The organism is Polaribacter sejongensis, assembly GCF_038024065.1.
GTDB lineage: Bacteria > Bacteroidota > Bacteroidia > Flavobacteriales > Flavobacteriaceae > Polaribacter > Polaribacter sejongensis.
In genome coordinates this window covers 447638-462207 of record NZ_CP150667.1, presented here as the reverse complement: position 1 = coordinate 462207, position 14570 = coordinate 447638, and the positions used below count along the sequence as shown (strand labels likewise).

At 30.7% G+C, this 14570-nt stretch carries 6 protein-coding genes; 1 reads left to right on the top strand and 5 read right to left on the bottom strand.

Annotation, left to right across the window (positions count from 1 at the left end; all coding sequences use genetic code 11):
• Position 1: 1 nt before the first annotated feature.
• The 5 genes from WHD08_RS01580 to WHD08_RS01560 form a co-directional block, all read right to left on the bottom strand.
• Complete coding sequence (locus WHD08_RS01580; protein ID WP_208889479.1) at positions 2 to 1093, bottom strand: type I phosphomannose isomerase catalytic subunit; 1092 nt, start codon at positions 1091 to 1093, stop codon at positions 2 to 4.
• 4 nt (positions 1094 to 1097) lie between these two features.
• Positions 1098 to 2351, bottom strand: a complete 1254-nt coding sequence (locus tag WHD08_RS01575; RefSeq protein WP_208889480.1) for an Nramp family divalent metal transporter — start codon at positions 2349 to 2351, stop codon at positions 1098 to 1100.
• A gap of 29 nt (positions 2352 to 2380) precedes the next feature.
• On the bottom strand, positions 2381 to 5398 hold the full coding sequence (locus WHD08_RS01570; protein WP_340833234.1) for a glycosyl hydrolase 2 galactose-binding domain-containing protein: 3018 nt from the start codon (positions 5396 to 5398) through the stop codon (positions 2381 to 2383).
• A 157-nt stretch (positions 5399 to 5555) separates the two neighbouring features.
• Positions 5556 to 7226, bottom strand: coding sequence for a RagB/SusD family nutrient uptake outer membrane protein (locus WHD08_RS01565; RefSeq protein WP_208889482.1), 1671 nt, complete (start codon positions 7224 to 7226; stop codon positions 5556 to 5558).
• Between the two features lie 18 nt (positions 7227 to 7244).
• A complete protein-coding gene (locus WHD08_RS01560; protein WP_208889483.1) occupies positions 7245 to 10190 on the bottom strand; it encodes a SusC/RagA family TonB-linked outer membrane protein in 2946 nt (981 codons plus the stop codon).
• 279 nt (positions 10191 to 10469) lie between these two features.
• Here WHD08_RS01560 and WHD08_RS01555 point away from each other — a divergent pair, with 279 nt between their 5' ends.
• Positions 10470 to 14537, top strand: coding sequence for a hybrid sensor histidine kinase/response regulator transcription factor (locus tag WHD08_RS01555; protein ID WP_208889484.1), 4068 nt, complete (start codon positions 10470 to 10472; stop codon positions 14535 to 14537).
• The last annotated feature ends 33 nt before the right edge of the window (positions 14538 to 14570 follow it).

Sequence of the window (14570 nt, the reverse complement as noted above, 5' to 3'; positions counted from 1 at the left end):
TTTAACTTGGTGGATAACAGAGTAAAATTTTTGATGCTATTTTTGATTTATAGGTAACTTCATTTATTGCTGCTGATAGAAAAATCTCATCACCTTGCTTAAATTCATATTCTTCTCCATTGCATAAAATAGTTCCTTCTCCATAATAAATAACTGCTACATAAAAACTATCATTTCCTTTTAAAGTATACTCACCATCTAAATCAAGTTCTTTCAAACCAAAGCAATCTGTATGCGTTTCGTTAAAAATTGAATTTAAATTATGATTATCTGATTTATCAATAACTTTAGGTGTTACTTTCCAAAGCTTCATCGCTTCTTCATATGAATAAAAATCATAGTGAAAACATTCTAGCATCATTTCTTCTCCTACACCTTGATGAATTAATTCATCAGAAATAGTTAAACCTTTTGGAGTTATTTTTTCAACTCTCATTGTATAATCTGTAGGTTCTTGAACTTCCATCAAGAAACAACCACTTCCAATAGCATGTGGTACACCACCATAAATCATAAATGCATCACCAGGTTTTACTTCAATTTTATGAAGGCAATTTAGCATCCCTTCAATATTTTGATTTAAAAAGTGTTCCTTCCAAATTGCCTTTGTAACGCCTTCTTTAAAGCCCATATAAACAACACTCTTTTCACCATCTATTTCTCTGTTGTTTAATACATACCAAGATTCCGTTTTTCCGAAATTAGAATTCAACTTCGTTTTTGCGTATTCTTTATCTGGATGTACTTGAATCGTTAATCGTTCATTTGAATCTAACATTTTGATTAAAACACCCGTAGTTCCAAATTTATCAGCTAACTTTTTCCCTAAGTAAAGTTCTTTATTAGACTCCACTAATTCTTTCAATGATTTTAAACCATTTGGCGTATTTAATAATGAGAGTCCTTCCTCTTCTGGGCGCCCTTTTCCTCTTGCAGTAATAGTAGACATAATCCATTCTTCTGGCATACTACCATCTTTTTCAGGAGTATCTCTTTTCCATTTATCAATTAAAGCTCCACCACCATAGGTGCGCCAAACTCTATTATTGACTTGTTTTAAAGGTACGTGTGCGAATTTTTGTAAATCTTCCATAATCTTAACTAAAAATTTGAATAACTCCTGTAATTCCTATAAACGAAGTGTATAATGAAAACAATAATATTAGTCCTAAAAAAGCATTCTCTAATGGTTTGTTTTTGTGAACTCCCATTAAATCCGCCCTATTACTCAAGTACATAATTCCTAAAACTGTAACAGGTAAAATAACAGCGTTAAAAACTTGTGAAACAACCATTACAAATATGGGTTGTGCATTAAAAACGGGTACTACTAAACCTAATAATGAAATTAAAAGAACCATTATTCTGTACTTAGGTAAAGTCATGTTTCTATCTGAATTGTTATAGTCACAGATTAACCAAGGCAACATTAAAATGTTTGGAAATTGAGAAGAAACACCTGCAGAAATAATACCGATTGCAAACAAAGATGTAGCGAAAGTTCCTGCTAACGGCTCTAATATGCTAATCATTTGAGATGCAGTTGATAAACCAATACCTTCAATAAAAAGTGTACCTGCAGCAGCTGCCATAATAGAAGCACTAATAATAAACATTAATACTACAGACACAATAGCATCATTACTTTGCTTTTTTAAATCCGTTATTTTCCAACCAGCTTCTTTTACTAAAGTTGTTCTAATGATAAATAAACCAGAAAAAACAGTGGTTCCTACCAAAGAAGCTATTATTAAAAACGGACTTTTATCTGCATCTAAACTTTCAGGTATATTTGGAATTAATCCTCTAATAATATCCATTGGAGGTGGCATCATGATAAAAAAGTTAAGCAAGAAACTTGCTGACATAATTGCCACAATTACAGCTAATGCTCTTTCAAAAAATTGCGTTTTTCCATTCCAAAAAATAAAATACACCATCGCTATAAAAGCAGATGCAAAATAGATTGGAGAAATACCTCCTTCAACAGCACCTTTAGACCATTCGAAACAAATATCTGATACGATACCCATTACGCCCATTACACTTCCACAGACACCTATGGTTAAGGCAACTATAAAAAAGATACCAACACCTGGGTGAATGTGTTTTCTAAAAGCTTGCAAAGCTGTTTCTCCTGTTACTAATGTAAACTTACCGTATAAGTTTATCATAAAATAGGTTGTTAAACAAGAAGCAATGACTGTCCAAAGTAGTGACATTCCGTATTCAGCTCCTGCTTTTGCCATGGTAGTCACACTACCTGTTCCGATATTTAAACCAAGTAAAAAGATACCCGGAAGAAATAAAGCCAACCATTTTGCAAACTTGCTTTTATTGGTTTGTTTCATAATTTTTATTTATTTTGTAGGTGTTACCGCTACTTTTTATTGATATCTAATTTTAATCCTTTTGTATTCCATCCTTCCAAATGCATTTCTACATTTTTGTTCTTTAAATACTTTTTATCAACCTTAATATTGATTGTTTTTACTTCGTTAGGAAGTAGAGAAACATAGTCATCGTCAAAATGAACCGGAAGAATACTTTCTCCAGTAACTTTATCTTTCAATTTGATTTTATTCAATAAAGAAATGTTACCAGAGGTATTTGTTAATTTAATTTTAGCTGTATAAAAGTTATTTTCAGAAGACTCAACTATATTTAATTTAATATCAGCTTTCGGTAAATCATTTAGATCTAAACAATTTTTATTCTTGTTCTCTAACCAATAAAAGTTATCGCTTAATACCTTTCCTTTTCTTGTTAACTCCAATTTTAAATACAGTACTTTATCAGCCGGAGTATGTACTAATGGAAATGATGTTTTCACGGAAGTAGAAGTTATACTAATTGGCTCTTCTTGGCTCCAAACCACGTTTCCTTGAGCATCAAAAATGGTTGCTTTTATCGTCGCTTTCTTAATATCTTCTCTCGTGTTATTTGCTACACGAATTTCATTTCTGTCAATATCCCAAAAAGCATGAATGTTTGAAGATCCTTTCTTAACTGCAAAATAAGAAGCTGTATATTCTAAATAATGATCATATAATTGACAAATTAAAGAAGGCCACGCAGATTGACTCATCCATAAAATCATTCCACTTCCTTGCTTTGATTGAAGCGTTTCAAACATTGCCTTACCCGTTTCATAATTTAACAACTGCGCTTTGTTACTATAATCTACTGCACTTGTAGCTTTTCCGTATCTTTCCTCTAAATCATCTGTATACTTGTGTGATCTAGAATCTTGATAATTATGAACAGACCACATATCGCTAATTGGCCATAAATCTTTTTTAGGCATCATTTTACGTAAACTCTCAATCTCAGGGATCGCAATAATTCCGATCTCACTATGTAATGTTGCTCCTCTTCTTTTAAAATACCACTCTGGCGTTTTTACTTCATAAGGACCATAACCACTTAAAGTTCCTGCTGCAGAATTTTGAACATAATGACGCGTACCATCTAATAATTCTGTTTGCTTTTTCATAGCTTGATCATATTCTAATAAAGGAATCCCTTCATTACGACCACAGTAAAAAGCTAATGATGGGTGTTTACGTACCCATTTAATTTTATCCTTAGCGTTTTCCATAAACAAGTCTAAATTATTTGGATTTGGACCATTTTTAGGATTTGCTAACCAAAAATCATCAAATATTAAAACTCCATATTTATCACAAGCTTGGTAAAATTCTTCGTGATTTGTCATACCAATCCAGTTACGAATCATATTAAAATTAGCATCTTTATGTAATTTAACACGTAAATCATACCCAGCGTAATCCATACGCATCATTGCTTCTGGTAATCCCCAGTTTCCACCTTTCAGTAAAATTCTCGTATTATTACAGTAGATAAATAAAACACCCTCTTGTATTTTATACTCTAATTCACGAATACCATACTTGATGTTTTTCTGATCAGAAATCTTACCATCAACAATAAATTCTAAATCAAGATCTTGAAGTATTTGTTCTCCATACCCATTTGGCCACCAAAGTTTTGGCTTTTTTATAGACAATTTAGAGAACTTAGATTTGTCTAGAATAACTGTCTTTGTTTCATTAGCAGCAACCGTTACAGCTACTTCTAATCTTATTTTACCATTTAACCTTGCAATTAATTTTCCATTAATCGCTTTTGAAGAAGAATTTTTAAGCTCTGTACTTATTGTTAAATCTGCTTTCTTTAAATCTTTTGATTGAAACTTTGTAGAAACCCATGGATCTTTTATAGAAATACTACCACCTACTCTAAAGTTTACATTATTCCAAATACCATTATTTCTACCTTTTATAATTGGCAACCAATTCCAACCAGCAGAAGCCAATGAAGTTGGACCATCAAGACCTAACATATCCCCATTTGAAATTCTAGATCCTAATTTCTTTTTTAAGATTTTAAATGTACCAGAAACCCAATTATCATTATGATGCACTAAAACAGCAATTGTATTAGGTTTGTCTAAATTAACAAAATCCGACACTTCATATTCTCCTCTAAGGAACCCACCTTCAATGCGGCCTAATTGTTTACCATTGATATAAATATCTGATTTATAGTTAATACCAGAGAAGTTTAAATATATTTTTTTGTTTGCTAATTCTGATGAAAATTGTACTTCAGTACGATACCAAAAATCGTTACCAGAAAAGAATTCATCAGAAATTTGATGCATATTGTCTCCATATAATGGATCTGGTAATGCACCAAAATTGTAATAATCTCCTAATATAGTTCCTGGCACTTTTGCAGGAATCCATTTTGTATCGTTATATCCAGTATTAGAAATTTCGGCTACACTCTCATTCACCATAGCGGTAGATTGTACACGCCATTTAGAATTGTTTAATGATAAATTATTCGCTGAAATTTGATTAACTTCTGAAGGCTTAAATCTGTTGTTATTTTGCCCAAGAACCACAACCTCATTTATAGAACAACCACGTACAGTATCATTTACATCAGAAATATCAATTCTTACAAACTGAACTTCCTTTCCTTGAAGATCTAAAACCTGATTTCCACCTGTACCATTATCTGTACTAAAAACCTCTTCTGATTTATGATCAGAAATTATAGAAATCGTATATTCTGTTGCAAAATTCACACCCCATTCAATAGTAAGAGTATTCGCCTTTTGTTTCGAATTTAAATCAATTAAAAGAAATTGGTTTTTATCCTTATAATGTGCTTCCCAATAGGTTTTTGAATTACCATCTACAACAAGATGCCCAGTTTGATTTGCATCAATTGAAGAAGAATGTGTAACAATACGATATTGTGCTATATTATTTTCTTGACTATATCCTTGTCTAGAAAAAATCAATGTAACCACAATACATAAACACATTTTAATCAACCACTTATGTTTTATATTTTTAATCATTTTATGTTTTATATTTTTAATCATTTTATGTTTTATTAATTTAATTTCGTTCTTGTGTTTAGCTATTTTTTGAGTTGAGTTCTCCTACTGAATTAAAAATTCAGAAAAATTTTAAAAAATATGTTGATTTAACCTACTTTAGAAGTAAGTTTTAATTCTAGTTATACCCTGGATTTTGAGGAAACTCACCTGTTAAATTTGCATCAATAACACTTTGAGGAATTGGTAATAATTTATCTCTTTCTTGAATATTTTCCCCTCCGTTAAAATTATGCAACTTTGTTCTTTCTAACCACTTACCTGTTCTTAATAGTGTGTACCTTCTATGCTCCTCAAGAACTAATTCGCGAGAACGCTCGTCTAAAATAAAATCTATAGTTACATCAGCTGCAGTAATAGGTGTTGCATTAGATCTTTCTCTAATTATATTTAAAGTATTTTTTGCTCCTTCAAAATCATCATTCATAAATTGAGCTTCAGCTTTTATAAGATAAGTATCTGCTAATCTTAAATATACCTGATCATTATATTGATAACCCGCAGTAATATCTGATTCATTTCCAGATTCGTATTTTCTACTAAAAGGCCAATCCAATCTATTTCTTGTTGCATTAGTAATTGGATTACTCCAGTCTAAATATATGATGTCACCATAATTATATCCTGCTGGTAGTTTATCAGCTACAGCTGGTACATTTTGTGAAGCATCTTTTAAAGTAAATTGTTTTCTTATAACATAGTTCGTAAATCTATCGTCTCCAGCTTCATAAAGATCCATTGCAAACTTAGTCAAAGACATTCTAGCTCTTGGTCTACCTCCTCTTTCAACAGTAAGTTCTAAAGGTGTAACACCTCCAATTTTTATATCATTATATCTACTAGTGTGCCAACGTCTCATGTTACTTCCTTCACCGCCAATTGTAGCAAACTCCCATTGCCAAACCCATAATGCTTCCGTATTTCCTTGCTCCCTATTACTATTTCCATCATGAAACATATCCATAAAAGCAACTCCTGGCTCACCAGACTTAACTCCATACCTTTGATTAATAAGTGAATAACCCTGTGTATTAATAACTTTATCAGCAAATATAATTGCCTCATCAGGATTATTTAAAAGTATATACAGCTCTGAAATATAGTGTTGTACAGCACCTTTACTAATTCTACCTGCTACTGGAGAAACTGGCACATACTTTTCAGCAAAAAGTAAATCTTCTTCCATTTGTAATCTTATTTCTGATACAGGAGTTCTTACCCAATCTGTTTTAATTGCTGACCCATTAGATTCTTCTAAAGTTAAAGGAACATCTCCCCAAGTATAAGTTAAATGCCTATAAGCCCAAGCTCTTATTGCTCTAGATTCGCCTATAACACGATTTTTATTATTGGTATCACTCCCCCAATTTACATCCCCATTTTCAGCTCTTCCAATAATTGTGTTTGAAGAATTAATAACACTATAAAGCCATTCAAAATTTCCTTTAATTTCTGCATTAAAGGCATTGTTTGTTTCACCCCAAGGTTCAGCAACTCTACCCCATCCATCACGATGATTTGTACACATATTGTCTGTACCACTTACAAACATTTCTGCACGCATTTTATCCGCACTTCTATCACTATCATTAGTTGCTCTTCCTTCTCTCTCCATTCTTACTCTAGCATACAAACCATTTAATGCAGCCTCAAACCCTGCAATATCTAAGAATAATGAATTAGCTGTTACTATAGAAGGTGTTTTTTCATTAAGAATATCTTCTGAACAACTTGTAGTTATTAATATTAATAATGCTATGAATGTTATTTTATAATTTAAAGTTTTCATTTTATTCAGTTGTTTTTATTATAATCCAATATTTAATCCTAAAACATATTCTTTAACTTGAGGTGTAGATCTTTGACTCCCAAGTTCAGGATCTGTACCTGTCCAATCTGTAATTGTTACTAAATTTCTTCCTGTAACGTACAATTTCAATTTACTTAACTTCAATTTTTTTAATATCTCGTCTGATAAATCATATGACAAAGTGATATCTCTAAGTCTAACGAAGCTGGCGTCTTCATAACGTGTTGCTTGAAAACCTCCTTGAGAGCTCGCTAACTCATCATTAGCAAAAATTGTGTTTGTAGGGTTCGTTGGTGTCCACCAATCACGATTCACTGTATTTCGTCTCACTCCTTGATATACATCTGTATTCCAAAGATCATTTGATTTCGTATTTCCACTTACCCCAGTAATAAAGAAGTTTAATCCTATGTTTTTATAATTTAATGTATTTGTTAAACCCCATACTACTTTAGGATCTCTTTGACCTTGTACAACTCTATCATCTCCATTAATAACAAAATCTCCATTTACATCTTTAATTTTCACATAACCTGGTTGAGTGCCATATACAGCAGCTAAATCAGCTTCATCAGTTTGCCAAACGCCATCATATTGAAAACCATAATTTGTTGAAATAGGCTTTCCTATAAACCAATTATTATCAAGATCATCGATTTCATTTCCGTTTTCATCAAGATTACCATATAACGATACAATTTTATTTTTAACAAAGGCTATATTCCCTCTAGTAGACCAGGTAAAATTATCAGTTCTAATGTTGGTTGAACTAACGGATACTTCTATACCGCTATTATTTGTTTCACCAATGTTTTGCGTAATTTCAAATAACCCATGAACAGGTGATATAGATCTGTTCAATAATAAATCTGATGTATTAGTATTATAATAATTTATATCTCCAGTAATTCCATTTTTTAGTAAACCAAAATCTAGACCGATATTAAAAGACTCACTTGTTTCCCAACTTAAATTAGGATTACCTAAAGTAGAAGGTATATAACCCGGAGCAGTTGTATTACCAACAACATTATCGAAAACTCTAAACTTTGCTATACTTTGATAAGCACCTACAGCTTGGTTTCCATTTCTCCCCCAAGAACCTCTTAACTTTAAATTATTGATAATATCACTTTTAAAGAAATCTTCATTGGTAATATTCCAACCTAGAGCTACTGATGGGAAAGTACCCCATTTTTTTCCTTCTCCAAATCCAGAAAAACCATCACGTCTTACTGTAAACGTAAATAAATACTTATCATTAAAAGCATAATTTGCTCTAAACATTTGAGAAATAAGGTTTGTTTTTCTATACTCATATGAAGGTTCTATTAAAGAAGCTTGAGATGAGCCATACCAACCTAATATATCATTTGGATAACCTTCTGCGCTTAAACTATTGGTACTTCTTTCATTTTCTTCTGTACTATATACAGCTGTTAAACCTATTCTATGTTTTCCTAAATCTTTGTTATAAGAAAGTATGTTTTCTATGGTTGAACTTTTAATATATTGACGACTAACATCTGAAGAACCTTGCTTCTCAAAACCTTCCGTTGTATTTCTTCCACGATATGTTCCTGAATCAGTTGTTCTATATCTATACCCTGTATTTAATCTAAATTGCAGACCTTCAATAGAAGGTATTTCTATATTTAAAAAGTTATTAGTAACAATTTGAGTGGAAGTATTTGTGTTTTCCATATAAACCCCTTCTAAAGGATTACTCCAAAATGTATCTTCTTCCCATGGATAAATATTCAAACTACCATCATCATTATATGGCTTTGTTAAAGGATTCATCCAAAAAACATCTGAAAAATTAGCAGAATTACCACTTTGATCTCCAAAAGTTAAAGTACTGCGTGTTCCCAAAGTTAACCAGCTGTTTATTTTAGTATCTAAGTTAACCCTAGTAGAAATTCTTTGATAATTATCATTCTTTGCTATTCCTTTTACATCTAATAAATTAAAAGCAGTATAAAATTTTGTATTCTTTGAACCCCCAGAAACAGATAAGTTATGATTTTGACTAAAACCAGTACGCAAAGCTATATCAGGCCAAGAAACCCAAGATTTATTATCGTATATCTCTTGCTCTGAAACCGTAATTGCATCAGGATCTCTATCTTTTTTAAAGTTATAAAACTCTTCACCATCCATTAAGTTAGGTAAATTTGACAATTGTTGAATAGAAGAATACCCGTCATATTTAATAACCGTTTTACCTTCTACACCTCCTTTTGTTGTAATTAAAATAACTCCATTAGCTCCACGAGATCCATAGATTGCTGCAGAAGATGCATCTTTAAGAATTTCTAAAGATTTTACGTCATTTGGATTTATATCTCTAAGTTGACCTTGATATGGCACACCATCAACAACAACCAATGGTCCATTACTTGCTAAAATAGAATTTTTACCCCTAATTACAATTGAAGTATCATCATTACTCGGAGCTGCACCAGATGATAGCGTTGTTATTGAAATACCAGGAATTGCACCTTGAATGGCTTGTGAAATATCTACGTTTGGAACCGACTCTAATCTTTCTTGATCTAAAGATGCTACTGTACCCGTAATGTCACTTTTCTTTTGCGTACCATAACCTACAATAACAATTTCATCAAGAGAATTAATATCCTCTTCCATTATAACATTTATAGATTTTTTAAGTGACACATCTACTTCTAAAGTTTTATAACCTATAAAACGAAAGACTAATGTTGATACTTCTGGTACAGAAATTGAATAATTCCCGTCAAAGTCAGAGGCAACTCCTACAGTTGTTCCCTTAACCACAACACTAACACCTGGCAACGGTTCTCCTGATCTTGCTTTTATGACTCCACTAACCGTTGGGTTTTGAGAACTACATACCAGCGAATAGAACAAGAACAATAAAAGGTAATTTGATTTTGATAAAATTGAATAGAGCTTCATTATTGTTTAGTTAATTTAGTTTTTATATAAAATTAATTTTTCTGTAATTCTTATTTTCGAATTAATAATATTTTGATATCAATTTTCAATAAGACTGTTTATCCCAACAAATGTAAATGGACTATACATACTTTTTTCCTCTATATGTTTCATATTCTTTCAATTATAGCTCATAATTACAGACATGTTTCATGATGAAACATTTGTAATACAATAATTATAAAATTTTAAAAAAAATGTATCTATTATTTTTATATTAGCAATATACACATGATTAAAATGAGGATACTTCTATTTATATATATACTTTTTCTTTTACCAACTTCTTTCTATTCTCAAAATGCTCCTATTATTTCTTTAACAGAAGTTAGTCCAGAAGGAGGTGTTTCTATTACTTCTGTAATGTGTATAAGCGAAGATCATTTAGGCTTTATTTGGTTTGGAACCAATAATGGTTTGTTTAAATATAATTCTAACGAAATAAAACGATACAGCTATTCTCAATCGAACCCCAAAACCTTATCTACAAATAGGATAAACCAAATTTTAAGCAACAAAGATGGAGATTTACTAATAGCTACGGAGAAAGGTATCTGTAAATATGATCCCGTTTTTGATTCTTTTTCTAGGTTGTCAATAAAGAATAGTCAGAATAAATTAATAGGAGATAATATTGATGCCATAATTGAAACTACAGATGGTGATTATTGGTTTTTGGATCAAAAAGGTATTGCTCAACTAAATGGGAATCTCGATACAGCTGAATACATAAATATTCATAACAATAAATCTCGCCCACGATTATTATATAAAGATGACTCAAATAATATCTGGGTTGTATTTCAAGACGGAAAAGTATATTTCAAAACTAAGAATGCTACTAAATTTCAATTTTTTACGCAAAGTATATCTGGCTATCCAAGAACATTTTATTCAGACGATGAACATATTTGGATAGGTTATGATAAAAAAGGTTTGATGTGTTTTGACATAAACGGAAGCCTTTTAAATCATTATAACAAGCAAACAAACTTTTTAAGTAATCGTGTAAGAAGCATCATTAAATCTAAGGATGGTAAATTATGGGTAGGAACCTATGATGGTGTCGCTATCATGAATGATCTTGATGTTATTAAAGTGATTAACTCAGAAAACCATCCTAATTTACCGCATCAATCAATTTGGTCTCTATACAAAGACTCCAACAATATTATTTGGATTGGCACCTGGTTGGGAGGTTTAAGTTATCACAGTGAGTTTAAGAATTCTGTTACTCATTTTACCCAATCAAATAAAAACAAGTCTAAAAGTAACAATATTATAACCTCCTTTTCACCAGACCCAGATAATGAACATACATGGATTGGTACTGAATTTGGTAGTCTCTTTAAATATAATCAAAAAGAAAATAAAACAGAAGAACTTGACGTTTTATACGATAACAAAAAAGTGAAAAACATTAAATCAATCGTATTTGATATCTATAATAGATTATGGGTAGGAACCCGTGATGATGGTATTTTATATAGAGCAAAAAACGATGAAAAATTCACGAAATTAATAACTCCCTTTAAGGTAGGTCTTCAAACCCTTAGTATGTTACCTGTTGAGAAAGGTATATGGATTAGTGATTACCAACAAGGTGTTTTTTATTATTCTTTCGTGGATAAAACGTTTAAACAATACAAACACAACCCTTTAGTTAAAACTTCTATCTCTAATAATCATATTAGAAAAATGATAAAAGATAGAAAAGGAAATTTGTGGTTTGCTACTGAAAAAGGATTAAATTTATTAAAGAAAAATTCTGATGAATTTATAAGGTTCTTACACTCTGAAACTGATCCAAATAGTTTATCTACAGATTATATTTATTCGGTATTTGAAGATGTTAAGGGTAATATTTGGATAGGAACAAATGGTGGAGGTTTAGATAAGTTAACTTTAAAAAGCAAGAAGTTTGAACACTACTCCACAAAAAACAACTTACCCGGTAATGACATCTATACCATTTTAGAAGATATTAATTCTAATTTATGGTTAGCCACAGATAATGGTATTTGCAAGTATTATCCAGATGAAAACAAAGCAATAACATTTGGCCATATTGAAGGTATTCATAACAATAGATTCACGCCAAATGCAGGTCTAATCTCTAAAAACGGACTCATGTTTTTTGGAGGTTCAAATGGTTTTATTTATTTTAGACCCGATGATATATTAATTAGAAATACCATTAAACCTAAAGCCATTATTACTAATTTCTATGTTAGTAATAAAGAAGTGGTTCCTGGACAAGAAAATAAAATCTTAACATCAAATATTAACATTTCTAAATCAATTAAATTAGATCATAATCAGAATTCTTTTAGTTTTAGACTTACTGCAAATAATTATATAGATCCCGATAAAAATCACTTTAAATATCGTCTTTTAAACTTTGATGAAAATTGGGTAGAAACAGATATAAATGGTCCGGCAATATTCACAAATGTACCCTCTGGAAGTTATACTTTTGAAGTTTTAGCCTCAAACAATGATGATATCTGGAATGAAATTCCAACCACGGTACAAATAAAAATTGCACAACCTTTTTGGACACGTTGGTATGCTTTTATGGTGTATTTTTTATTCACACTGATTCTAATACTATTTGTACGAAAACAAGCCCAAAATCGTCAAAAACTAAAAAATCAGATTCAAATAGAGAAAATAAAAAACGAAAGTGAAGAAAGTTTACATCAAATAAAACTACAATTTTTCACAAATATAACACACGAGTTTAGAACACCGCTTACTTTAATATTAGGGCCTGTTAAAAGGTTACTAAATAATTTTGAAAAAACCGACCCTGTTTTTAGTCAATTGAATCTTATAAAAAACAATTCTGAAAGACTTTTAAGATTGATCAATCAAATTTTAGATTTCAGAAAAATTGAAGCAGGAAAATTAAAGTTAAGTCTGATTAACAGTGACATTGTTTCTTTTACAAAAAACATTTTTGATTGTTTTACAGAACACGCAAAACATAGAAGTTTTATCTATAACTTTAAATCTGACATACAATCACTTAGAATGGATTTTGATCCAGAAAAACTGGATAAAATCATTTTTAATATTCTTTCAAATGCATTTAAGTATTGTACAGATGATTCTACTGTAGAAATAAAAATAAAATACAATTCAAAAACCGATATAGAATTTATTAATTATAATGAATTTACAATTGGAGACCCTAATATTAAAAACTTTGTTGAAATATCTATATCGGATACCGGTGTTGGTATCTCTAAAGAGAATCTTTCAAATATATTTAAACGGTTTTATCATAAGGATAGCAAAGATAGCCAAGGCACAGGGATTGGTTTAGATTTAACGAAAGAGTACATTAACTTACATAATGCAAGTTTAAAAGTCGTTTCCGTTGAAAATAAAGGCACTATTTTTAGCATTATAATTCCTTGTGAACAATTAGATATTAATGAAACAAACACTAATTCAGAAACCTATATTAATGAAGTACCGAAAGCTGATTTAATAGAACTTGAAGAAAAGGTTGAAAAGTCGGAAATTTACAATCAAGATTCATTAATTCTTATTGTTGAAGACAACATTGAATTACTAAATTATTTAAGTAATGTGTTGGGTAATTATTTTAAAATTTCAAAGGCAAAAAACGGAGTTGAAGCTTTAGAGCAAGTCCATTCTCTTTTTCCTGACATTATTGTTTCTGATATTATGATGCCGGAAATGGATGGAATAGAACTTTGTGAAACCATAAAAAAAGATATAAGAACAAGTCATATTCCAATAATTTTGTTAACTGCATTAGAAAGTGTAAAGAATAGAATTTCGGGATTAACCTCTGGAGCAGATGCTTATCTTTCTAAACCTTTCGACGATAACCTTTTAATTACCCAAATTATTAATTTATTAGAATCTAGAAAAAACCTGAGAGAATCATTTGTTAATATTAATGAAGTTTGGGAAGAGAAAGTAGATCAAATGGATATTGATAAGAAGCTTATTTTAAAGGCTGTTGAGGTTATTGAATCTAATATTTCTAATGCAAGTTTTACTGTTGAAACCTTAGCAAGTGAATTAGGATTGAGTAGAACTACTTTACATAGAAAACTAAAATCTTTAACAAATCAATCAGCTACTGAGTTTATTAGATATGAAAGATTAAAACATGCCGTTATACTCATGAAGAGCGGAAGTTATAGAATGAACGAAATTGGTTTTGCTGTTGGTTTTAATTCTCATAATTACTTTACAACTTCGTTTAAAAAACATTACGGAATGACGCCAAGTGAGTTTTTAAAAAGAAATACCTATAACAAATAGTTGTTATAGGTATTTCTTTTTCTATTTATTATC